Annotated in this window: 26 protein-coding genes; 15 read left to right on the plus strand and 11 right to left on the minus strand. The window is 44.8% G+C overall.

The window, feature by feature from the left end:
* Window positions 1-297 carry a UpxY family transcription antiterminator gene (locus BUB52_RS06130; protein WP_009121476.1) on the plus strand — a complete coding sequence of 99 codons (297 nt, stop codon included), beginning with the start codon at window positions 1-3 and terminating at the stop codon, window positions 295-297.
* 38 nt (window positions 298-335) lie between these two features.
* Here the strand turns inward: BUB52_RS06130 and BUB52_RS06135 are convergent, their stop codons facing one another.
* Window positions 336-680 carry a helix-turn-helix domain-containing protein gene (locus tag BUB52_RS06135; protein ID WP_009121475.1) on the minus strand — a complete coding sequence of 115 codons (345 nt, stop codon included), beginning with the start codon at window positions 678-680 and terminating at the stop codon, window positions 336-338.
* A gap of 161 nt (window positions 681-841) precedes the next feature.
* On the opposite strand from BUB52_RS06135, the gene BUB52_RS06140 reads away from it, so the two are divergent.
* Together BUB52_RS06140 and BUB52_RS06145 are read left to right on the plus strand one after the other, a co-directional pair.
* Window positions 842-1,438: a hypothetical protein gene (locus tag BUB52_RS06140; RefSeq protein ID WP_009121474.1), complete on the plus strand. Its 597-nt coding sequence runs from the start codon at window positions 842-844 to the stop codon at window positions 1,436-1,438.
* 2 nt (window positions 1,439-1,440) lie between these two features.
* Window positions 1,441-1,737, plus strand: coding sequence for a UpxY family transcription antiterminator (locus BUB52_RS06145; protein WP_009121473.1), 297 nt, complete (start codon window positions 1,441-1,443; stop codon window positions 1,735-1,737).
* Here BUB52_RS06145 and BUB52_RS06150 read toward each other — a convergent pair.
* The 3 genes from BUB52_RS06150 to BUB52_RS06160 form a co-directional block, all read right to left on the minus strand.
* Window positions 1,725-2,747, minus strand: coding sequence for a YeiH family protein (locus tag BUB52_RS06150; RefSeq protein WP_009121472.1), 1,023 nt, complete (start codon window positions 2,745-2,747; stop codon window positions 1,725-1,727). The two genes, BUB52_RS06145 and BUB52_RS06150, sit on opposite strands and share 13 nt — an antisense overlap.
* Window positions 2,748-2,829: 82 nt before the next feature.
* A complete protein-coding gene (locus BUB52_RS06155; protein WP_009121471.1) occupies window positions 2,830-3,726 on the minus strand; it encodes a LysR family transcriptional regulator in 897 nt (298 codons plus the stop codon).
* A 20-nt stretch (window positions 3,727-3,746) separates the two neighbouring features.
* On the minus strand, window positions 3,747-4,364 hold the full coding sequence (locus tag BUB52_RS06160; RefSeq protein WP_009121470.1) for a DUF6621 family protein: 618 nt from the start codon (window positions 4,362-4,364) through the stop codon (window positions 3,747-3,749).
* 189 nt (window positions 4,365-4,553) lie between these two features.
* Here BUB52_RS06160 and clpB point away from each other — a divergent pair, with 189 nt between their 5' ends.
* Entirely contained in the window at window positions 4,554-7,148 is a 2,595-nt protein-coding gene (gene clpB / locus BUB52_RS06165) for an ATP-dependent chaperone ClpB (protein WP_009121469.1), read from the plus strand.
* Between the two features lie 84 nt (window positions 7,149-7,232).
* Here the strand turns inward: clpB and BUB52_RS06170 are convergent, their stop codons facing one another.
* Genes BUB52_RS06170 through nusB form a run of 5 tightly spaced genes read right to left on the minus strand, consistent with a single transcriptional unit; the run spans window position 7,233 to window position 10,628 of the window.
* Complete coding sequence (locus BUB52_RS06170) at window positions 7,233-7,670, minus strand: DUF5606 family protein (protein WP_009121468.1); 438 nt, start codon at window positions 7,668-7,670, stop codon at window positions 7,233-7,235.
* Between the two features lie 27 nt (window positions 7,671-7,697).
* Window positions 7,698-8,312, minus strand: coding sequence for a dephospho-CoA kinase (gene coaE / locus BUB52_RS06175; RefSeq protein WP_009121467.1), 615 nt, complete (start codon window positions 8,310-8,312; stop codon window positions 7,698-7,700).
* The gene (locus BUB52_RS06180; protein ID WP_009121466.1) at window positions 8,309-9,319 is read right to left on the minus strand and encodes a CdaR family protein; all 1,011 of its coding nucleotides are present in this window, start codon (window positions 9,317-9,319) and stop codon (window positions 8,309-8,311) included. Before BUB52_RS06180 ends, coaE begins: the two co-directional genes overlap by 4 nt.
* A 14-nt stretch (window positions 9,320-9,333) precedes the next feature.
* On the minus strand, window positions 9,334-9,663 hold the full coding sequence (yajC, locus tag BUB52_RS06185; protein WP_009121465.1) for a preprotein translocase subunit YajC: 330 nt from the start codon (window positions 9,661-9,663) through the stop codon (window positions 9,334-9,336).
* Between the two features lie 38 nt (window positions 9,664-9,701).
* Window positions 9,702-10,628: a transcription antitermination factor NusB gene (nusB, locus tag BUB52_RS06190; protein WP_009121464.1), complete on the minus strand. Its 927-nt coding sequence runs from the start codon at window positions 10,626-10,628 to the stop codon at window positions 9,702-9,704.
* 171 nt (window positions 10,629-10,799) lie between these two features.
* Here nusB and BUB52_RS06195 point away from each other — a divergent pair, with 171 nt between their 5' ends.
* From BUB52_RS06195 to BUB52_RS06215, 5 genes are all read left to right on the plus strand, one after another.
* The gene (locus tag BUB52_RS06195; RefSeq protein ID WP_009121462.1) at window positions 10,800-11,201 is read left to right on the plus strand and encodes a PUR family DNA/RNA-binding protein; all 402 of its coding nucleotides are present in this window, start codon (window positions 10,800-10,802) and stop codon (window positions 11,199-11,201) included.
* Window positions 11,202-11,340: 139 nt separating this feature from the next.
* Window positions 11,341-11,934, plus strand: coding sequence for a 50S ribosomal protein L25/general stress protein Ctc (locus BUB52_RS06200; protein WP_009121461.1), 594 nt, complete (start codon window positions 11,341-11,343; stop codon window positions 11,932-11,934).
* 139 nt (window positions 11,935-12,073) lie between these two features.
* Window positions 12,074-12,637: an aminoacyl-tRNA hydrolase gene (pth, locus tag BUB52_RS06205; protein WP_009121460.1), complete on the plus strand. Its 564-nt coding sequence runs from the start codon at window positions 12,074-12,076 to the stop codon at window positions 12,635-12,637.
* Window positions 12,634-13,050 carry an RNA-binding S4 domain-containing protein gene (locus tag BUB52_RS06210; protein ID WP_009121459.1) on the plus strand — a complete coding sequence of 139 codons (417 nt, stop codon included), beginning with the start codon at window positions 12,634-12,636 and terminating at the stop codon, window positions 13,048-13,050. The genes pth and BUB52_RS06210 overlap by 4 nt, the downstream gene beginning before the upstream one ends.
* Before the next feature lie 12 nt (window positions 13,051-13,062).
* Window positions 13,063-14,049, plus strand: a complete 987-nt coding sequence (locus tag BUB52_RS06215) for a Gfo/Idh/MocA family protein (RefSeq protein ID WP_009121458.1) — start codon at window positions 13,063-13,065, stop codon at window positions 14,047-14,049.
* Between the two features lie 110 nt (window positions 14,050-14,159).
* On the opposite strand, the gene BUB52_RS06220 is transcribed toward BUB52_RS06215, so the two are convergent.
* Window positions 14,160-14,585: an HIT family protein gene (locus tag BUB52_RS06220; protein WP_009121457.1), complete on the minus strand. Its 426-nt coding sequence runs from the start codon at window positions 14,583-14,585 to the stop codon at window positions 14,160-14,162.
* A gap of 54 nt (window positions 14,586-14,639) precedes the next feature.
* Window positions 14,640-16,907 carry a monovalent cation:proton antiporter family protein gene (locus BUB52_RS06225; protein WP_009121456.1) on the minus strand — a complete coding sequence of 756 codons (2,268 nt, stop codon included), beginning with the start codon at window positions 16,905-16,907 and terminating at the stop codon, window positions 14,640-14,642.
* A 251-nt stretch (window positions 16,908-17,158) separates the two neighbouring features.
* On the opposite strand from BUB52_RS06225, the gene mce reads away from it, so the two are divergent.
* The 6 genes from mce (at window position 17,159) to BUB52_RS06255 (ending at window position 23,807) form a co-directional block, all read left to right on the plus strand.
* Window positions 17,159-17,575, plus strand: a complete 417-nt coding sequence (gene mce / locus BUB52_RS06230) for a methylmalonyl-CoA epimerase (protein WP_009121455.1) — start codon at window positions 17,159-17,161, stop codon at window positions 17,573-17,575.
* Window positions 17,576-17,695: 120 nt separating this feature from the next.
* Entirely contained in the window at window positions 17,696-19,249 is a 1,554-nt protein-coding gene (locus tag BUB52_RS06235) for an acyl-CoA carboxylase subunit beta (protein ID WP_009121454.1), read from the plus strand.
* A 47-nt stretch (window positions 19,250-19,296) separates the two neighbouring features.
* Window positions 19,297-20,229: an OadG family transporter subunit gene (locus BUB52_RS06240; protein WP_009121453.1), complete on the plus strand. Its 933-nt coding sequence runs from the start codon at window positions 19,297-19,299 to the stop codon at window positions 20,227-20,229.
* 25 nt (window positions 20,230-20,254) lie between these two features.
* Window positions 20,255-20,686 carry an acetyl-CoA carboxylase biotin carboxyl carrier protein gene (locus BUB52_RS06245; protein WP_022219586.1) on the plus strand — a complete coding sequence of 144 codons (432 nt, stop codon included), beginning with the start codon at window positions 20,255-20,257 and terminating at the stop codon, window positions 20,684-20,686.
* Window position 20,687: 1 nt separating this feature from the next.
* Complete coding sequence (locus BUB52_RS06250; RefSeq protein ID WP_009121451.1) at window positions 20,688-21,848, plus strand: sodium ion-translocating decarboxylase subunit beta; 1,161 nt, start codon at window positions 20,688-20,690, stop codon at window positions 21,846-21,848.
* A 108-nt stretch (window positions 21,849-21,956) separates the two neighbouring features.
* Complete coding sequence (locus tag BUB52_RS06255; protein WP_009121450.1) at window positions 21,957-23,807, plus strand: glycoside hydrolase family 13 protein; 1,851 nt, start codon at window positions 21,957-21,959, stop codon at window positions 23,805-23,807.
* Window positions 23,808-23,880 lie beyond the last annotated feature (73 nt).

Consider the following 23,880-nt stretch of genomic DNA (forward strand, 5'->3'; position numbering starts at 1 on the left):
ATGACTTTCCAATATATTATCAACCATTTGAATAAACCGCATTTGTGGTATATCGTACTGACCGCCCCGCACACAGAACTCAGTACCCAAAAGAAACTGGAACGGCAAGGATTTATCACTTATGTTCCGGCGACTTCGGTTCGGCGCACTTGGGACGGACGTATAAAAGAAATACACATCCCGGCAATAGCAAGATGTGTATTTGTATATGCAACCAACGAAGAAATGCAAGAGATGCAAAAGGAATATGCCGTCCTGTCTCCGCAAACCGTTACAACCTTATATCAAAACCAATAAATTCTTTTGAGACAAATTTATAAATATATATCCATGAATCATTTCAACACATCGGAGATTCTTTTTTTCAAATTCAACCTCGCCAAGTCTTCCGGTTTCAATTCCAACTCCACCAGTATTTTAGCGGTAGCAACATTATATACGGATTCTTTCACATCACAATTTGTCTGTCCTTCACGCAAAGAGTATAGCATGGCAAAATCATAATTCAATGCCCTTGAAACATTGTACAACGTATCTGTATCAATACTTTTCCGTGTCAACATATAATCGACACTTTGAGGCCTAACACCCAGTCTTCTTGCTAGTTCAGCCTTAGTAACCTGATTATCAGCCATGACATTCCTGATAATCTCGCCAATATATATATTACTCTTTTCCATTTCTATGAAGATACGAATTAATTAGCCACACGAAAACTACTTGAACAATAATTTATCTGTATATAAGTTCGAATTATCCCATAATTTATTTGTTTTATCAATTAATTTATGATATTTTTGCCACGTATTCATACGAATAAAAAGATAATACATATAATGCTATGACATTGACTGTTTATATTCTCATTGCAATTCCTATCTGTATACTGGCTATCCTTATATGGACTTACTTTGACTACCGGAAATACAAACGGGAACATCATCTCATTATTTTATTGTCACTTTTGTTTCCCACATTATCGCATGCGCAATATATCGATAATGAAAATTGCCGTATCTCATTTAAATCGTATGAAAATCATCAAGATAAATTGGAATATATCAAAGATAATGTGTTTTATCAGTTCATCCCGAACAGCAGTGCATGGAAAGTAATTATCAAAAACAATACTGATGAAGTAGTATGGCTGAACTGGGAAAAAGCCGGTTTCATCGTCAATGGGAAAGCCTCAGGCGTCAGTCTCTTTCCTTTTACAACCGACAAAGTTCCTACGGAAAGCATTCAAAGCAATCATGGAATAAACCGCACAATCACCGCATCCAACCTGATTACTCCAAAAGGGATTAACAAAATATACAATAAAAGAAATATTAGAAAAGGCGGAAGAACTTCCGTCACAATCGTTCTTCCGATAACAATCGGAAACAGGCCGCAATTTTTTCATGCATTCAGTTTTACAGTAACAAAAGCTAACTAACTATGACTTTTCAACATATTATCACTCACTTGGGTAAACCGCATTCGTGGTATATCGTATTAACTGGTCCGCACGCCGAACTGAGTATTAAAAAGAAGCTGGAACGACAAGGTTTTATTACTTACGTTCCGGTGACTTCGGTTCGGCGTTGTTGGGCAGGGTGCATAAAAGAAATACACACCCCGGTAATAACGAGATGTGTATTTATATATGCGACCGATGAAAATATTCAGGGAATACAAAACGAATATACCGTCTTGTCTCCACAAACCGTTACAGCCTTATATCAAAACCAATAGATATAGGCCAGCGTGCTGCAACTGATAACCACCCAAAGCAGTATACCCTGCACCAGCGGTTTGATGCCCACCGCTTTCAATACATCGCGGGAAAGGGAAGCTCCGATAAAGAATAGGGTAATCGTCAATGTCTTACGTGCAATGCTATTGATTCCTGCACCGATCAAAGCGCCCGTTTCGGAAAGATTCAACACATAGGTGTTGACAACCATTGCCAGAACGAAGAAGAAGATAAACCAGGGGATACTGATTTTCTGTCCCTTACTCTTAAAGATAAACGAAGTGGCGATTGCCAACGGGATAATCCAAAGCGCACGGGTCAGCTTGATAGTGGTGGCAACTCTTAGCGCTTCTTCGCCATAAGCAGCACCCGCACCAACCACCGAACTTGTATCATGGATGGCAATGGCAGCCCACGTACCAAATTCATGCTGACTCATATTCAGCGCATGACCTATCATCGGGAATATAAACAATGCTATCGCATTCAATATAAAAATCGTACCCAAAGCCACGGACATCTCACTATCTTTTGCTTTCAATACAGGGCCTACCGCCGCGATAGCGCTACCACCGCAAATAGCCGTACCGGAGCTAATCAGATAAGAAGTGTCCCGGTCTACCTTCAGGAACTTACGACCGATAACCCAACCGATAAGCAATGTGCCTACCACAGAGATAATCGTAAATTCCATGCCCTCCCTACCGGAAGCAAGTGACGCCTGCAAATTCATGCCGAATCCCAAACCTACCACAGAATACTGCAACAGATATTTGGATGTCTTTTTATTAAACTTAGGATGCGCCTGCCCGCAAAGCAAGGCAAATGCCAAACCAAGAAATAAAGCTACCGGCGGAGTAACCCATGCAGCATAAGCGTGCATTCCCGGAATATAATCGAGAAATAAAAAGACAGAAAGAATGATAAGAAGTGAAACGTAAATAATTTTGTTGTTGTTCTGCAAGAAAGGCATATTAATGCTTTTCGCCAATGCTCGAGTTGAAGCCATACTTTTTTATTTTTATTAATTTGTTTTCGGCCGCAAAGGTAGGCTTCTTTTCCCAATCACGCCAATTGTTTCTACTTATATACTATAACTTATTGTTATTGTGCATGGCAAACTGCATGAATACTTGCGCCAAACCGCTTTCTTGTCCCTGAGGTTGTGCAAAGCTAAAATCGCGCAACATAGGCATTCCCTTAATTTCAACGACACGCAACTGTCCTGAATATAATTCACGTGTAATGGAACGAATAGAAACAATGCCCAGACAATCCGTGTGCTCCAAAAAGAGCTTGATGCTTTCCGTACTTCCCAAATACATCAAAACCTGTAAAGAGGATAACTTTATATTATGTTGCTGTAAGGCACGCTCAAAAACGTCCAATGTTCCCGAACCTCTTTCGCGAAGCACCAGAGGCAGATGCAACAGCTCTTCGGGGGTTATCTCCTCTCCCACCGTAAGTCTACTGCCCGTACGAACCACCGCTACCAGTTCGTCTTCCAGAAAAGTGGTATATTTAATGTTAGGCAATCGGAATACCCCTTCGACAAAACCCAAATCAATGCGATGCTCCTGCAAAGCGGCTTCTATCTCTCTGGAATTACCGTTCAGCAACGATAAATTAACTTGTGGAAACTTACCGATGAAACTGGCAAGCAGAGGCGGTAACACATATTGGGCAATGGTGGTACTGGCGCCCAGCTTCAAACCGCCTGTATATTCATTATGCAACAAGTGCATTTCGTATTCCAACCGTTTGTAATCTTCCAGAATCCGTTCGCAATGTTCCAAGAGCAACTTACCCGAATCCGTTAATGAGATTCTGCTACCCTGGCGGTCAAACAAACGCGTCTGATAAGCAGCCTCCAACTCTTGTATATGCTTGGTTATGGCAGGCTGGCTGACAAACAATTCTTGCGAAGCTTTCGTAAAACTCAGGTTTTTCGCGACAGACTGGAACACTTTTAAACGAAAATCACTCACGGCACAATGAATTAGTATGATTAATTATTCTGCAAATCTTCGCTTCTGATACCCAATACCGACATCAGCGGATATCCCAACATTTCCCAATGACATACCGCCGGAGCCTCAGGCTCTTCCATACGGAAATAAACAATATCTTTTGCATTCTCTTTGCGCCCGGAGCTTCCTGCCGTAAATTCCTTCAATACGTCTTCCACCTCTTTGCCATACTCCTCATTAAAAGGAACTGCAACCAGTTTCTTCACCTCGGCGGAATTTAAGACTATCTGCAACAAATCAAGATATAAGTCTCCGCGGGACACAAAACCCTCTGAAGGCACAGCCATAAAACTGAATTCACCCAAAGAGGCTTTGAAGGCCACTCCGTCCAATTCGCTTTTCAGGTCGGACGGCAGGCAATGCTCCAATTTTCCGGACTGTTCATCATACACCAGCAGTATCTGCACATCGTTATCACTTCCTTTTACTCCGGCATCCATAGCCAGATACATGGTAAAAAGCGCCAAATCCACCGTCTGTAAAGAACGTCCCAACAGAGGTTCAAAATACTTCTTCAAATCATTTATAACAAAGTTCAGGTAGGCAACGTCTATCACCATTACCGTTTCGGAAAGTTTTATTCGGGCATTTTCCATAATCGCATATTTATTGAGGGAGTAAAGGTACAAAAAGTTTCTCAGATAAAAGCCATTTGTCGCAAATCAGCCATTTTGACATTCATTTTCTTCTATTAACTGAAATTTTGTCTCATTTCTGCAGCTGGCAAATCTTTTGCGCCCTTTGAGGTGTTATGAATCTGATAAAAATAGAAAGGAGAACAAGATATGAACTTTAACAATTTTACCATCAAAGCGCAGGAAGCCGTACAAGAGGCCGTAAACCTGACGCAGGCACGGGGGCAACAAGCCATCGAACCCGTACACTTGCTTCAGAGCGTGATGAAGGTAGGTGAAAATGTCACCAACTTCATCTTCCAAAAGTTGGGCATGAACGGGCAACAAATCGCGCTCGTACTGGACAAGCAGGTCGACTCACTGCCGAAAGTATCGGGTGGAGAGCCTTATCTGAGCCGTGAAACTAATGAAGTGTTTCAAAAAGCCACCCAGTATTCCAAAGAAATGGGTGATGAATTCGTTTCGCTGGAACCGATTCTGCTGGCTTTACTGAACGTAAAAAGTACCGCCTCCACTATCCTCAAGGATGCCGGGATGACGGAAAAAGAATTGCGTAATGCAATCAATGAATTGCGGAAAGGTGAAAAGGTTACTTCGCAATCCAGCGAAGATACGTATCAGTCATTAGAGAAGTATGCCATCAATTTGAACGAAGCGGCACGAAGCGGCAAGCTGGATCCTGTAATCGGCCGTGATGAAGAAATCCGCCGGGTATTGCAAATCCTGAGTCGCCGCACCAAGAACAACCCTATATTAATAGGTGAACCGGGTACCGGTAAAACAGCGATTGTGGAGGGGCTTGCACACCGTATTCTAAGAGGTGACGTACCCGAAAACCTGAAAAACAAACAGGTTTATTCACTGGATATGGGCGCACTGGTTGCAGGAGCCAAATATAAGGGTGAATTCGAGGAACGTTTGAAGGCCGTTATCAATGAAGTGAAGAAGTCGGAAGGAGATATTATTCTGTTTATCGATGAAATCCACACACTGGTAGGCGCCGGCAAAGGCGAGGGAGCGATGGATGCCGCCAATATCCTGAAGCCTGCCCTGGCGCGTGGCGAACTGAGAAGCATCGGCGCTACCACTCTTGACGAGTATCAAAAGTATTTTGAAAAGGACAAGGCTTTGGAACGCCGTTTCCAAATCGTCATGGTGAACGAGCCGGATACGTTGAGTACAATTTCCATTCTCCGCGGTTTGAAAGAGCGTTATGAAAATCACCACCACGTACGGATTAAAGATGACGCCATCATTGCCGCCGTAGAGCTGAGCAACCGTTATATCACCGACCGTTTCTTACCGGATAAGGCTATCGACCTAATGGATGAAGCAGCCGCCAAACTCCGTATGGAAGTAGACTCCGTACCGGAAGAACTGGATGAGATTTCACGTAAAATCAAACAACTGGAGATTGAGCGGGAAGCCATTAAACGTGAAAACGACCAACCCAAACTCGAGCAAATCGGTAAGGAACTTGCCGAACTGAAAGAGCAGGAAAAGTCGTACAAGGCGAAGTGGCAAAGCGAAAAGACGCTGGTCAACAAGATTCAACAGAACAAGGTCGAAATAGAGAATTTGAAGTTTGAGGCCGACAAGGCGGAACGTGAAGGCGATTACGGAAAGGTTGCCGAAATACGTTACGGCAAACTGCAAGCGTTGAATCAGGAAATTGAAGAAACGCAGCAGAAACTGCACGAGATGCAGGGTGACAAGGCAATGATTAAAGAAGAAGTCGATGCCGAGGACATCGCCGATGTGGTTTCCCGCTGGACGGGCATACCGGTAAGCAAGATGCTGCAAAGTGAAAAGGACAAGCTGCTGCATCTGGAAGACGAACTGCATCAACGCGTAATAGGTCAGGATGAAGCCATTGAGGCGGTAGCCGATGCCGTGCGTCGCAGCCGTGCAGGATTGCAGGATCCGAAACGCCCTATCGGCTCGTTCCTCTTTCTCGGTACGACCGGCGTAGGTAAGACGGAACTTGCCAAGGCACTCGCCGAGTTCCTGTTTGACGATGAAACGATGATGACGCGTATCGACATGAGTGAATATCAGGAGAAGCACAGTGTTTCCCGTCTGGTAGGAGCGCCTCCGGGATATGTAGGATACGATGAAGGCGGTCAGCTGACGGAAGCCGTACGCCGTAAGCCCTACTCCGTCGTACTGTTCGATGAAATCGAGAAAGCGCACCCGGATGTATTCAACATCCTGTTGCAGGTACTGGACGACGGACGTTTGACGGATAATAAGGGACGTACCGTAAACTTCAAGAATACCATTATCATCATGACCTCCAATATGGGTAGCGGATACATTCAAAGCCAGATGGAGAAACTGAACGGCTCCAACAAGGAAGAGATTGTAGAAGAAACCAAGAAGGAAGTGATGAATATGCTGAAGAAGACGATTCGTCCGGAGTTCCTGAACCGTATCGACGAGACAATCATGTTCTTGCCGTTGACAGAAAAGGAAATCAAACAGATTGTTGTACTCCAAATCAAGAGCGTACAAAAAATGTTGTCCGCAAACGGTGTGGAACTGGTATTGACCGATGCCGCCATAGACTTCCTTGCCAATGCGGGATACGATCCTGAATTCGGCGCCCGTCCGGTGAAACGTGCTATCCAGCATTATTTACTGAACGACTTGTCCAAAAAGCTGTTGTCGCAAGAGGTTGACCGCAACAAACCGATTACGGTGGATGCCGATAGGACGAAAGACGGATTGGTGTTCAGAAACTAACAACTAATCGGACTTAAAAAGAAAGGTGTATGAGAAGCGGCCTCTCATACACCTTTCTTTTTTAAACCTCAAAATGGAGTATAATTATTCTGCGGTTGCCTCTTTAGTCTCTTCGGCAGCAGCTTCAGATGCTTCTTCAAAGTCGGTCATGCCACTTGCCACCAGCAGGTTATACCAGGAAATCAGTTTTTTAATATCCGATACATATACGCGGTCGCGGTCAAAATTAGGCAACACTTCCGCCAAATAAGCCTGAAGTTCTTTCACGGAAGCCTTTTTCACATCCAACGCCACAGCGGCGCCGTTCTCTTTTTTCTTCATTGAAAGAAGTACGTCTTTCAAAGGCACTTCCTCTGCATCCGTATACATGGCAATATCGCCTAAAGAGATAATCTTTTCATTGCCGTAAGCCGGAAAACGTTTCTTATCAACCAACGACTCGACAATCAACATATTCTTTCCCTGAGAAATGAGCTTATACAATCCCGGCTTACCGGAAATAGACAAAATAGTCTTCAACATAGTATATTCTGTTTTTGTAATTAGTAGTTATTTTTTCGGTGGGCAAAGATAGGTATTATTTTGAGACAAGAAAGTGATTAAAGCTAAAACCTGCGGAATTAACGGTGTTTCACCATCATTCACTATCACAAAATCCGCTCGCATACGTTTTTCTTCATCGCTCATCTGGCTACGGATGCGCCTTTCTATCAGTTCACGCGAGGAAGCATCCCGTTTCATGGCACGTTGTACCCGCACTTCTTCGGGGGCATACACCATAACGACCGCATCTACCTCACCTGCAAACCCCGCTTCTATCAAAATAGCGGACTCGATACCCGCCATCGAACAACCCGCATGCTGCCGGACCCACTGTCTGAAATCCTCTTTTACACGCGGATGAACAATGCCGTTAACTTGCCGGGCATGTTCGGGGCTACCGAAAAGGTAAGAAGCAAGCAAAGTTTTATTCAATATTCCACCGACATATACCTCCTCACCCAACAGAGCGATCAACTCGCCGCGGATACGATTATCCGCCACCATAAGTTGTTTGGTTTCCATATCGGAGATATAGACAGGTATCCCCATCACTTCCAGCAATCGGGATACAACACTTTTACCGCTGCCAATACCACCGGTTATACCTATCCTGACGGTCATAATGAAGGGGAAATTTGCTCTATGAGAAAATCGACCTGTTCCGGATTAAAGCGCACCTGATTCACTCCTTCCGGAACATTCTTCAACTTTACAGTATATTTGTCCGAGCCCAAACGTAGCAGCTCCTCATAGGAGACATTGATATGAAAATCATCTGCGGTTATTTGACGAAAGCGACTGAGGCCTACCTGAAAAGTCACTTGAACCTTAGACGGGAAAGCGCGCAACACTTTATCCGCAGGGAAATTTACACCATGCAGCGGCACTTCCACCGTTTTTTCCGTATAAATATCCACAGGAAGCATCATTTCAATAGAAGCGGGTACAAACTTCACTCCCCGCAAGGTAAGCAAAGACACCTGCTGCCGTAATGTATCGGAGATATTCTCCAGCTTAACCTGTTGCGTATAGGCAGCGGTTATCGTATCCAATACTCCTTCCGGCGCATATGCCAAAACCGAATCCGGTTTAAACACCGTATCCGATAAATAATACTGGCGACCGGCGCTGACCGTTCCCGATAATTTGACAGGTACCAACTTTGACATCCCCGTTGCATAAATATACTCCAATGTATCCGGCTTCATGGAAAGCAGACGCGTAGAAACATTCAACTGACTTAGTATCTTCTTTTCAAATTGAGAGGCATAAACGCGTACATGATTATCCGTACCTTTATAATCGGAGAAATCGAGCGTAACCGGATAGAAACTCTTTCCCAACATGTAATTGAGCAGAACGGTTCCCTTATCTTTCACTTTAATACGAAGTTCGGAAGCCGGTTCCGAAGTAATCATCGTATTATTGGATACACCACGCAGACGCACCGGAATGGAAAACTCCGCTTCGTAATCATTGTTCAATGTCTGCAACAACCAAAAACCACCGGCTATAAAGAAGAAAAATAAAAAAACAAAGAACTCTCTGCTCTTATCACTGAGCAGAAAGTCCTTTGTTTTTCCGGTTATATTTAAATAAATACGTTTTATGTTCCTACGCTCAAACATAGGCTCACATCTATTTATTTAGAAGCCTGACTGCTGTTTGCATCAGCAGCTGCGGCAAAAATAGAATTCTTGTCAATATGGATTTTAACGTTAGAAGCAATCTCAAGTACTACGTCATTATCGTTAATTTCCTTGATGATACCGTGAATACCGCCGGCAGTAATAACCTTTTGGTTCACTTGCAGTGATTTACGAAAGTTCGCGATTTCTTTTTGCTTTTTATTTTGCGGGCGAATCATAAAGAAATACATGATAACAAACATAGCTATCAGTAAAATCCACATCATGCTTCCGTCCGGGCCTGCAGCAGGAGCTTGCAGGAAGAATACAGTCATTAAATTCATAAATATTCCGTTTTAGTTTTTATTATTCAACAAAGGTATCAGTTTTTCGATAACTTCCCTTCTTTTTTCAATTCCTTAACTATTCCATCTAAGGTTCCATTGACAAAACTACCGCTCTTAGTAGTACTGTATACTTTGGCAATGTCTACATACTCATTTAACGAAACACTAACGGGAATGTTCGGGAAACTCAATATTTCCGCCAATGCGCACTGCATGATAACCACGTCCATGAAAGCTACGCGATCCAAATCCCAGTTGCGCGTATTTTCACTGATAAGATGGCGGTAATAGTCGCAATTCAAAATAGTGCGACGGAACAGGCGACGGGCGAACTCCTGGTCTTCATCATCCTTAAATTCGGGAAGCAAAGCCTGATTCGCACCATTCTTCTCATCAAAACGTTTGATTGTTTTCAGAACGAATGTATCAACAATTTCTTTATCATCATTCCAGTAAAGACTTTGATCTTCGAGCAAAACATCGAGTTCCTCATTATTGAAAATAAAGGTCTTATAAAGCTTTCTCCACAATTCGCGATCGTCCTCGTACGTATTTTCAGAAGAAGCCATATATTCCTTATATATATCGGAAGCTACAATCTTTTCGAATAATCCTTTGACAAAATCTTCATCATTCGCCCAAGTACGTTTCTGATTGGAGATAAAATCCATCAACTGGTTGTTTACTTCCAACTGGGAAATGAATTTGTTTTCTACGAACTTCATGTTCGGATACAACTCGTCGGCCGTGGGAGCCAATTTTGCTTTTGCCGCATCAATGCGCTTTTGTGCGTAGTTCGTCAGGGCTATCATCAACATAAGCAGGTAGTTGTAGAGGTCATAGGCTTTGGAAAGGCTAAAGAACAACTCTTTTTCCGCGGCATCTAAATTTTTGCTGCCATTCTGATAATAAGCATATACAATTTGTATAATCTTAAGACGAATAAGAACTCTGTTTATCATAACTAAAGTAAATACTGGTGTTTTAACGAGGGGCAAAAGTAGATATTTTTAATGAGTTTACATAAATAAATCACATTTTTTAATGCAGATAATCATTATCCGGGCTTTTTCTTTTGACAGTTTAAAAAAAATCGTCAATTTTGAACCCGATTACAACAAGATAGCTAAAATATGGAAGACTTTAAAAAGAAAAGTGGGCTGGACGTGAACGATAAAGAGATAGTATTCTCCCAATCCATTAAAGCAGGTAAGCGCATCTACTATTTAGACGTTAAGAAAAACAGAAAGGATGAAATGTTCCTTGCCATCACCGAAAGCAAAAAAGTGGTAATGGGTGAAGGCGATGATTCTCAAGTAAGTTTTGAGAAACATAAAATCTTTTTGTACAAAGAAGATTTCGAGAAATTCATGAACGGCCTGCAACAAGCTATTGGCTTTATCCAGGAGCAGCAAGGGTGTTATGCGCGTCACAACGACAATGAAGAGTTGCCGGCCAATGAACAGCCGGCTGCAAAACAGGAGGAAAAAGAGTCCCAGCTTGACGGAGAAATTAAAATAGATATTGATTTTTAAGGGGCAACCTTTTGATAATTCAAAAAGAAGCTGTACTTTTGCACCGCTTTTTTGCAACATCGTGTGGTGAACCACATCGTGTGATGGTGAATTAAGCAATAATCTACTTAATTTAGAGTAACACAAAAAATTTAAGAAAATGAGATCTATTGAAGTAAAAGGAACTGCAAGAACTATTGCAGAACGTTCTTCGGAACAAGCAAGAGCTTTGAAAGCTATTCGTAAAGACAACGGCGTACCTTGCGTACTCTACGGAGCGGGCGAAAACGTTCATTTCACCGTACCGGCAGAAGGTCTGCGCAACTTGGTTTACACTCCACACATCTACGTGGTTGACCTGATCATCGATGGCAAGAAAGTAAACGCTATCTTGAAAGATATCCAATTCCACCCGGTAAAAGATACTATTCTGCACGTTGACTTCTATCAGATTGACGAAGCTAAACCTATCGTTATGGAAGTTCCCGTACAGATGGAAGGTCTGGCAGAAGGTGTGAAAGCCGGTGGTAAGCTGACTCTGCAAATGCGTAAACTGAAAGTAAAAGCCTTGTACAACGCTATCCCTGAAAAACTGATTATCAACGTATCTCACCTGGGATTGGGTAAGACAGTGAAAGTAGGCGAGCTGAGCTACGAAGGTCTGGAACTGTTGAATGCTAAAGAAGCCGTTGTATGTGCTGTTAAGCTGACTCGTGCTGCAAGAGGTGCTGCGGCAGCTGCTGCCAACAACTAATTAGCGCTTTCTTAGCAAGAAAACAAGATATTCCGGAACGCGGATTAACGCAGACGACGCAGATTTCATATCCGCGGACAGCTGCGATAATCCGCGTTCCTCTTTTATCTAAATTATCATCAAAGTAAGAATAGAAAGAATGAAATATCTAATTGTCGGATTAGGTAATATCGGCCCCGAATACCACGAAACCCGCCATAACATAGGTTTCATGGCAGTAGATGCTTTAGCCAAAACAGCCGGAGCGACCTTTAACGACGGACGTTACGGGTTCACGGCTACAATATCCGTCAAAGGACGGCAACTGGTATTACTGAAACCGTCCACCTTTATGAACCTGAGCGGAAACGCCGTACGTTACTGGATGCAAAAAGAAAACATTCCATTGGAAAACGTACTAATAGTGGTAGACGATTTGGCGTTGCCTTTTGGAACTCTACGGCTGAAAGGAAAGGGAAGCGATGCGGGACATAATGGTCTGAAGCATATCGCAGCAACACTGGGAACTCAAAACTACGCCCGCCTGCGCTTTGGCATCGGTAACGATTTTCCCCGTGGCGGACAGATAGACTTCGTATTGGGACATTTCACGGACGAGGATTGGAAAACAATGGACGAACGCCTGAAAACAGCCGGCGAAATCATCAAAAGTTTCTGCCTTGCCGGCATCGACATTACAATGAATCAGTTTAATAAAAAATGAGCGAAGCAAGAATAGACAAATGGATGTGGGCCGTACGTATCTTCAAAACACGTACCATTGCGGCCGAAGCCTGCAAGAAAGGACGCATCAGCATTAACGGCGCGCTTGCAAAGGCAGCCCGTATGGTGAAGCCGGGAGATGTAATACAAGTACGCAAGCCGCCGGTTACCTATTCCTTTAAAGTATTACAATCCATTGAAAAGCGTGTAGGCGCCAAGCTCGTTCCCGAAATGATGGAAAACGTAACCACTCCCGACCAATACGAATTATTGGAAATGAGTAAGGTCAGCGGCTTTATCAACCGCGCCAAAGGAACAGGACGCCCCACCAAAAAGGATCGCCGCGAACTGGAAGATTTTACCGCGCCGGAATTTATGGATGACTTTGATTTTGATTTCGACTTTGAAGAATAATATTATAAGTATATGAGCGAGAAAATAATAAAATGGGGATTTATTGGCTGTGGAGAAGTAACCAAATACAAAAGCGGACCTGCCTTTCAGAAGATTGAGCACTCCGAAGTAGTGGCCGTAATGAGCCGGGATATTTCCAAAGCCAAAACTTACGCCAAAGAGAGAGGTATTGCCAAATGGTACAACGACGCGCAGGAGTTGATTAATGACGAGGAGGTAAATGCCGTATACATCGCTACCCCACCCTCTTCTCACGCTACGTATGCCATCATGTCCATGAAGGCCGGCAAGCCCGTATACATAGAAAAGCCTATGGCAGTGACCTATGAAGAGTGTTGCCGCATCAACCGCATCTCCAAAGAAACCGGCATACCCTGTTTTGTAGCTTATTACCGCCGTTATCTCCCTTACTTCCTGAAAGTGAAGTCATTGGTGGAAGAAGGCGCAATAGGAAATATCATCAACATACAAATCCGCTTTGCACAGCCGCCCCGCGACCTGGACTATAATAAGGAGAATCTGCCGTGGCGCGTACAACCGGATATTGCCGGCGGCGGTTATTTTTATGATTTAGCTCCGCACCAGATAGATATACTGCAAGATATGTTCGGCTACATCCTTGAAGCCAACGGATACAAAAGTAATCGCGGCGGACTATATCCCGCCGAAGACACCCTCAGCGCTTGTTTCCAATTTGACAGCGGACTGGTGGGTAGCGGCTCGTGGTGCTTCGTTGCCCACGAATCGGCACGAGAAGACCGTATCGAGATTATCGGAGACAAAGGAATGATATGTTTCTCCGTATTTACCTATGATCCCATAGCTTTACATACCGAGAGAGGAAGAGAAGAAATCCCGGTTGAGAACCCTGTTTACGTACAGCAACCACTTATTCAAGCTGTTGTAGACCATCTGCTTGGCAAATCAATCTGTAGTTGCGATGGCGAAAGCGCAACACTGACAAACTGGGTAATGGACAAGATTTTAAATAAAATATGAAGTATAAAATAAAGTATAAGGTATAAACGGCTGCGCCGTGATATTACATACCCATTCGTAATTCATAAATCAGATTCATCGCAAGTTTATACCTTATACTTCATTATTTTTTAAAGTTTACTTCTCACCGCCTCAATCAACTCCTGATATTCGGCATCCGTCAGATACACTTTTCCCGGATTCATTTGGAAAGTACCGCCATAATCGGGACCGTCTACATATTTCGGTGCCAAATGGAAGTGGAGATGAGACAATTTGTCCGAGTATGCACCGTAATTAATCTTCTCCGGATTAAACGCTTTCTGCATGGCACGAGTTACACGGGCTACATCAGCCATAAAAGCATTACGTTCCTCATCACTTAACTCATTCAAATCGTTAACATGGTCTTTATAGGCCACGAGGCAACGCCCACGATAAGTTTGTTCCTTAAAGAGGAAAACACGTGATACACTAAGCTGCGCAATCTCAATCATCAGATTATGCAACGTTTCATTATTCTGACAATACAGACATTCTTTCGGATCGCTTTTCATGATATACTTTTTTTAGTTTATATTTACAGGACAAAGATAATCGTTCTCTTAATATTACAGGTCTACATTTTCATCATTTTCGCCGACTAATTTATACACATCAACATTTTCGCCGACAATCCACACTACATCCCCTGCTACAAAAGGCTCGTGCACGTCGGGAGCGTGCAAAGTCTCCTCTCCCCGCTCCACACCTACAATCAGACAGTGGTACTTTTCACGTATGCCCGCGTCTTTCAATGTTTTACCCAGAAAAGGAGAATTAGCGTCGATGCGCAACTGACGTAATATCATCTCGCTTTTTTCCACAACGTCCGTAGCTACCGTTGAAAGTCTATCCATCTCTTCGCCAAATACATTCAACTCCTCATCGGTAGCTATAACCTGTATCTTATCCAGAGGGAAAAGACGTACCGAAGCTCCGGGAATATTTATCCGCTTACGTCCGCGAAGAATAGAAACCACATGCACTCCATAGCGTTTACCGAAGTTCAACTCCGCCAACGTCTTACCCGCCCATGCCGATTCGCCGGGTATTTCATAATCCGTCAGATGTAAATCACGGGAAAGCAAACGGCCTGCATATTCCGGTTTCTTCTCACCCAAATATTCCGCCCGCATATCCCGCGAGCGCAGATTCTGGAAGAAAGTACGCTCAATCATGATAGACTGCCGCTTCAACTGCCGGGAAAGTATCATCACTGTAACCAGCAGCACCGCAACGCCAAAAACAAGGCCGACCGACAACTTAAACAGTCCGGCAATGACAAACATCACGAAAGAAACCGCCAACAGGATTCGCAGCACAATAGTAGCCACCAACGGAGCACGGTTTCCCCGACTGTCGCGCCACAAAGTAACAAATTCCACCGAATGATTTTTCTTAATCATAATGGCCCGCAGAAAAGGAGCGATAAACAGAATAATAACCAGAGCGGACAGCAAAGGTCCCCAAACGCCCGGCAAGCTTTCCTTGAAAAACGGTACAAGAAAACGGAATGCAATAGCTATCACCGCCACGCTTACAATGGAATAAACCACCGTAATACGCAACAAAGCGAGTATCAGTTTCTTCCATAAGCTTTCATGGTTCACCGTTTGCGAGCCGGAAGCGTAATGCAACAAAAACTTCTGCCACCTTTCCGGCAGATGCGTATCGACAAAATTGGAAGCCGGCTCGGCAAAACGAATCATATAAGGAGTAAGAAAAGTAGTGATAACCGATACGGCTACTACGATAGGATACAGAAAATGGCTTGTCACGTGCAAAGACACTCCCAAAGAAGCGATGATAAAGGCAAACTCGCCAATCTGCGTCAAACTAAAGCCGCATTGCATAGCCGTCTTCAGCGGCTGTCCGGCAAGCAATACCCCCAACGTTCCGAACAAGGACTGTCCGGCAATAACCGCCAACGTAATGACAACAATAGGTCCGGCATACTCCACTATCATCAAAGGGTCTACCATCATACCTACGGATACGAAAAATATGGCGCCGAACAAATCCTTCACCGGTTTAACCAGACGCTCGATACTCTCCGCTTCTACCGTTTCAGCCAGAATAGACCCCATAATAAAAGCGCCGAATGCCGCTGAAAATCCCGTATGGGCAGCCAGCACAACCATACCGAAACAAAGGCCGAGCGATACAATCAACAACGTTTCCTCACTCATCAGTTTACGGCATTTTTTCAGCAGGACAGGAATCAAGTAGATACCGACCACAAACCACAATATAAGGAAGAACAGCAGCTTCGCTATGCTGCCCAGCATTTCCGTACCCTCAAAATTATGGCTGACTGCCATGGTGGACAGCATAACCATCAGGACGATAGCCAGAATATCTTCCAGAATCAGAACACTGAGCACCAACCCCGTAAACTGTTTCTTGCGTATGCCCAAATCATCAAAAGCCTTATATATAATAGTAGTAGACGACATGGCGATCATACCGCCCAGAAAGATGCAGTCCATCCGCTTCCATCCGAACGCCGTGCCTACCGCTACACCCAATAATATCATACAAAATATAATCGTGCAAGCAGCAATAATGGCGGCACCGCCCACCTTCACTATTTTCTTAAAGCTAAACTCCAGCCCCAAAGCAAACAGTAGGAAAATAACGCCGATATCCGCCCAAGTCTGTATATTCGCCGTATCCATTACCGAAGGCGTATAGGTCATGTGGGGACTGGCTAAAAAGCCCGCCACAACATATCCTAAAACCAACGGTTGTTTCAACTTCTTAAATAGCAGCGTCATTACTCCGGCGCAAATCAGTATCAATGCCAAATCGGCAATCAAGGGAGCTAAATGTGACATAATATTTGTCCGATTGTATTTCTACTGACAAAGATATAACAAAAAAAGCTTTTGAATCTCTTTTTCACAAAAAACCGAACGCTATAAATTGATAAAATAACAGTTGGCAACCTCAATTATAAAATCAATTTAAGAAGAAATACCTTTATAATTAATTGGCGAAAAATTTCTTTATTCAAGTAGAAATATCTTTCTTTGTACTGCTTATTGTAAAAATTAGGAATTGAATACCAACATTAATAAAAACTGTTATGAAGATTTCACACATTGAACATTTGGGTATTGCCGTAAAAAGCATTGAAGAAGCCCTTCCGTACTACGAAAATGTATTAGGTTTAAAATGCTACAACATTGAAACCGTAGAGGACCAAAAGGTAAGAACCGCCTTCTTGAAAGTAGGTGACGTGAAAATTGAGTTACTGGAACCGACTTCCCCCGAAAGCACTATTGCCAAATTCATCGAAAAGAATAACGGTAACGGAGGTATGCACCATTTAGCATTTGCTGTGGAAGACGGAGTAACCGATGCGCTCGCCGAAGTTGAAGAAAAAGGCATCCGCCTTATCGACAAAGCTCCCCGCAAAGGTGCGGAAGGTTTGAACATCGCATTCCTGCACCCGAAATCCACCCTCGGCGTATTGACGGAACTCTGCGAAAAAGGAGAATAAACAATTATGAATTATAAATTAGAATTATGAATTGTAGTCATGTAACGTCTCAATTCATAATTTATAATTCACAATTCATACAACATAATTCATAATTCACCATTCATAATTTATAAATATATGAGTAATCAACTTGAGAAAATTAAAGAGCTTATTGACCGCCGTGCAGCTGCGCGCCTTGGTGGTGGTGAAAAAGCAATTGCAAAGCAACATGAGAAAGGTAAATATACAGCTCGCGAGCGTATAGCTATGTTACTTGACGAAGGAAGTTTCGAAGAAATGGATATGTTCGTTGAGCACAGATGCACAAACTTCGGTATGGACAAGAAACACTATCCCGGTGACGGTGTGGTTACCGGTTGCGGTACCATCGAAGGCCGTTTGGTGTACATCTTTGCGCAAGATTTCACTGTTTCCGCCGGTTCCTTGTCGGAAACCATGTCTTTGAAGATTTGCAAAATCATGGATCAGGCAATGAAGATGGGTGCTCCTTGTATCGGTATCAACGACTCAGGCGGTGCCCGTATTCAGGAAGGTATCAACGCTTTGGCGGGTTATGCCGAGATTTTCCAACGCAATATTCTTGCTTCCGGCGTTATTCCTCAGATTTCCGGTATCTTCGGTCCTTGTGCTGGCGGTGCCGTTTACTCTCCCGCCCTTACCGACTTTACGCTGATGATGGAAGGTACTTCCTATATGTTCCTCACCGGTCCGAAAGTTGTAAAGACCGTAACAGGTGAAGATGTCAGCCAGGAAAACCTGGGTGGCGCAAGCGTACACTCCACCAAATCGGGTGTAACTCATTTCACCGCGCAGACCGAAGAGGAAGGTTTGGCTTTAATCCGCAAGCTCTTGGGTTATATTCCTCAGAACAACCTCGAAGAAGCTCCCTACATAGACTGTACAGACCCTATCGACCGTCTGGAAGATTCTTTGAACGACATTATTCCCGACAATCCGAACAAGCCTTACGATATGTATGAAGTTATCGGCGCTATCGTCGATAACGGCGAGTTCCTCGAAATCCAGAAAGATTACTCCAAGAATATCATTATCGGTTTTGCCCGTTTCAACGGACAATCAGTCGGTATCGTAGCCAACCAGCCGAAATATCTGGCGGGCGTACTCGACAGTAATGCATCCCGCAAGGGCGCGCGTTTCGTTCGTTTCTGCGACGCTTTCAATATTCCTATCGTATCTTTGGTAGACGTACCGGGCTTCCTTCCCGGAACAGGTCAGGAGTACAACGGCGTTATCCTGCACGGTGCCAAGTTGTTGTATGCCTACGGTGAAGCCACCGTACCTAAGGTTACTATCACGCTGCGTAAGTCTTACGGCGGTTCGCACATCGTGATGAGCTGTAAGCAACTCCGCGGTGACATGAACTACGCATGGCCTACCGCCGAAATCGCCGTAATGGGTGGTGCAGGCGCCGTAGAAGTTCTGTATGCACGCGAAGCCAAAGAGCAAGAAAACCCGGCCCAGTTCCTGGCAGAGAAAGAAGCGGAATACACCAAGTTATTTGCCAATCCTTACAATGCAGCCAAGTATGGCTATATCGACGATGTTATCGAACCGCGTAATACGCGTTTCCGCATTATCCGCGCCCTGCAGCAGCTGCAAACCAAGAAGTTGAGCAACCCGGCCAAGAAGCATGGTAATATTCCTCTTTAAAGATTGAGAATTGAAAGTTGAGAATTGAAAAATAAAAACTCAAATTTATGAATAAAACAAAAATCGGAATATTCCTTTCATTGATGCTGGTGCTGGGTTTCTGTTCTTCTTGTGGTGAGAAGAAGGCAAACTCCAAACTGTTGCTGAATGAAGTGCTTATCAACAACGAAAGCAACTTCCAGGATGACTACGGTGTACACAGCGCATGGATTGAAATATTCAATAAATCATACGGCAGCGCCGACCTTGCAGGTTGCTATCTGAAGTTTAGCAGCCAGCCGGGCGATACCGCCACTTATTTTATCCCGAAAGGTGATGTCCTGACTTTGGTAAAACCCCGTCAGCACGCATTATTCTGGGCGGATGGAGAACCTAATCGCGGTACATTCCACACCAACTTTAAACTGGACAGCCTAAATGCCAACTGGATCGGTCTGTACGATTCCGGCAAGAAACTGTTGGATCAGATCGTAGTTCCTGCCGGCGTATTAAAGGCCAACCAATCCTATGCGCGCGTCAGCGACGCTACTCCGGAATGGGAGGTCAAAGGAGAAACTTCCGATAAGTACGTTACTCCGAGCACCAACAACCAAACCATCGACAGCAATGCCAAGATGGAGAAGTTCGAGCAGCACGACAGCGTAGGTATAGGTATGTCTATTTCCGCCATGAGTGTAGTATTCTTTGGTTTGATTCTGCTTTATATTTCTTTCAAGATTGTAGGCAAGATTTCCGTCAACCTCAGCAAGCGCAACGCAATGCGCGCCAAGGGTATTACCGACAAGAAAGAAGCTAAAGAAAAACTATTGGGAGAAGCCCCCGGTGAAGTATTCGCCGCCATTTCCCTGGCTTTGCACGAAATGCAGAGCGATGTACACGATGTGGAAGACACAGTGCTCACCATTACCCGTGTAAAACGCAGCTATTCACCATGGAGCTCCAAGATTTATACACTGCGTGAAACTCCTCAGAGAAAGTAAAGTCACCTTTAATAAAGATAAAACGATGAAAGAATATAAATACAAAATCAACGGTAACGTATATAAGGTTACCATTGGAGATATTGAAGATAATATCGCCCACGTAGAAGTGAACGGTACTCCCTATAAGGTTGAAATGGAGAAAACTCCGAAAGCAGCTGTCAAACCGGTAGTGCGTCCTGTAAGTACGGCTCCGGCCGCTCCGGCCACTCCGGTCGTTAAGCCGGCCGCCGCATCAACCGGCAAGTCAGGCGTGAAGTCTCCGCTGCCCGGCGTTATCCTTGACATCAAGGTCAATGTGGGCGATACAGTGAAGAAAGGCCAGGTTATCATCATCCTGGAAGCCATGAAAATGGAGAACAACATCAATGCCGACAAAGACGGTAAGATTACCGCTATTAATGTTAGTAAAGGAGAATCCGTACTCGAAGGTACTGACCTTGTAATTATTGAATAATATGGGAGAATTTATCACATTTTTAGGAAATAACCTTGCCGACTTCTGGACATATACGGGTTTTGCCAATGCAACGGCAGGCCACGTAGTAATGATTCTGGTAGGTTTGTTCTTCATATACTTGGCGGTAGCCAAGGAATTTGAGCCGATGCTTCTGATACCTATCGGTTTCGGTATGCTGATCGGTAATATCCCTTTCAACATGGAAGCCGGATTGAAAGTCGGCATCTATGAAGAAGGGTCTGTGCTCAACATTCTGTATCAAGGAGTGACTTCCGGATGGTATCCGCCGCTCATCTTCCTGGGTATCGGAGCCATGACGGACTTCTCCGCCCTGATTTCGAACCCGAAGCTGATGCTGGTCGGCGCAGCCGCGCAATTCGGTATCTTCGGCGCATACATGACAGCCTTAGCCATCGGATTCGATCCGATGCAAGCCGGGGCTATCGGCATCATCGGTGGTGCAGACGGCCCGACGGCTATCTTCCTCTCGTCCAAGCTGGCTCCCAACCTGATGGGTGCAATCGCGGTGTCCGCCTATTCCTACATGGCGTTGGTACCGGTAATACAGCCGCCTATCATGCGTCTGCTTACCAGCAAGAACGAACGCCTTATCCGCATGAAACCGCCGCGCGTTGTTTCTCATACGGAAAAAGTGATGTTCCCGATTATCGGTCTGTTACTCACTTGTTTCCTCGTTCCGTCCGGCCTGCCTTTGCTGGGTATGCTGTTCTTCGGTAACCTGTTGAAGGAAAGCGGTGTAACCCGTCGTCTGGCCAACACTGCCAGCGGTCCGCTGATTGATACAATCACCATCCTGCTGGGTCTGACCGTAGGTGCTTCCACGCAAGCATCCGAGTTCCTGACCACAGACTCATTATGGATTTTCGGTCTGGGCGCATTCTCATTCATCGTCGCAACCTCTTCCGGCGTAATCTTCGTGAAGATATTCAATCTCTTCCTGAAGAAAGGCAATAAAATTAATCCGCTGATTGGTAATGCAGGCGTATCTGCAGTACCCGACTCTGCGCGTATCTCTCAAATAGTAGGTTTGGAATACGACCCGACCAACTATCTGCTGATGCATGCCATGGGTCCGAATGTAGCGGGTGTTATCGGTTCGGCGGTAGCCGCCGGTATCCTGTTGGGATTCCTGATGTAAGCAGTGAAAACGTTTGCATAACCTGCATAAAGGATAATAGCGGAGAGGCGACAGCCTTCTCCGCTATTTTTTTTAATTTAGCGCAGAAAACAACGAAAAGCTAATATCATGAAAAAAGTATTCTTCATTTTGGGAACGCTCCTACTTTCCCTCAGTACGTATGCAGCCATGAACGTAAACAAAATCGACCCTCCGTTTTGGTACACCGGCATGCAAAACCCCGAACTTCAGCTAATGGTATATGGTGAAGGCATCGGCAATACGGCGGTATCCGTCAACTATCCCGGCGTCTCGCTGAGTAGTACAGTCAAGTTGGAAAGCAACAATTACCTGCTGGTCTATCTCAAGCTGGACAAAGACGTGAAACCCGGTAAAATGACACTCACCTTTACGCAAGGCAAGAAAAAGCTCGTCAAAGAGTATGAGCTAAAGGCACGTGCCAAAAAGGGCTGCGAGCACAAAGGTTTCGACGCGTCCGACGCGCTCTACCTGCTGATGCCCGACCGTTTCGCCAACGGTAATCCCGACAACGACCAGATAGCAGGCATGGCAGAGTACAAGATAGACCGCAACGACCCGAATGCCCGTCATGGCGGCGACCTCGCGGGTATCGAACAGCACCTCGACTATTTTTCCGATTTGGGCGTGACCGCCTTGTGGTTTACTCCGGTATTGGAAAACAACATGACCGGCGGTTCTTACCACGGCTATGCCACCACCGATTACTACAAGGTAGACCCCCGCTTCGGCACCAACGAAGAATATAAGCGACTCATCGAAAAGTCTCATGCACGCGGCATTAAAATCGTAATGGATATGATTTTCAACCACTGCGGCGTAGAGCACGTATGGATAAAGGACATGCCCTGCAAAGACTGGTTCAACAATCCCGACCATGAAAACAGCTTTGTGCAGACATCCTTCAAGCTGACTCCCCACGTAGACCCGTACGCATCGAAATACGATTTCAGCCAGATGAACGACGGCTGGTTCGTAACCGCCATGCCCGACCTCAACCAAAAGAACCCGCATGTATACCGCTATCTCGTTCAGAACAGTTTCTGGTGGATTGAATATGCCGACATAGACGGTATCCGCATGGATACTTACCCGTACGCCGACTATGACGCCATGAGCAACTGGATGAAAGAACTGAATGAAGAATACCCCAACTACAATACCGTAGGCGAAACATGGGTAACCGAACCGGCATACACCGCATGGTGGCAAAAAGACTCCAAACTGTCCGCCCCGAAGAACAGCAATCTGAAGACAGTAATGGATTTCAGTTTCTACGACAAAATCAATATCGCCAAAACGGAAGAGACGGAAACCTGGTTTAAAGGATTAGACCGGGTGTACAACAGTTTCGTATATGACTTCCTTTACCCGAATCCGGCATCGGTGCTCGCTTTCATCGAGAACCACGATACCGACCGCTTCCTGGGCGAGGGCGACAATCTTCCGATGCTGAAGCAAGCCTCTACCCTGCTGCTCACCACCCGCCGTATTCCGCAATTGTACTACGGAACGGAAATTATGATGAACGGCGTAAAGAACAAGAGTGACGGTTATGTCCGCAAGGACTTCCCCGGCGGCTGGGTAGACGACAAAGAGACCGCACTGACAGCCGAAGGCCGCAGCAAAATTCAAAACGATTGCTACAACTTCTACAAAACAATACTGAACTGGCGTAAAGGAAACGATGTGATTGCCAAAGGCAGCATGACCCAGTTCATGGTACAGAACGGCGTATATGCCTATGCCCGTCAGCACGAAGGCAAGACCGTTTTCGTAATGCTGAACGGTACCGACTCTGCAACCGCCGTTCCTTTGAAGTTCTACAAGGAAATACTGAAAGGCGCCAAACAAGGTAAAGACATTCTAAGCGGCAGAACGATCGCCTTCGGAGAAGAGTTGAAGATGGGAGCGCGTGAATCACTGGTTATCGAGTTGTAAACAGACCCGGATTTGATATGAGCCAGGCACGGATTGTACGGAAAACCACGGAAATCCAAAGAGTACCGTAAAG

This window comes from Bacteroides clarus YIT 12056, assembly GCF_900129655.1.
GTDB lineage: Bacteria > Bacteroidota > Bacteroidia > Bacteroidales > Bacteroidaceae > Bacteroides > Bacteroides clarus.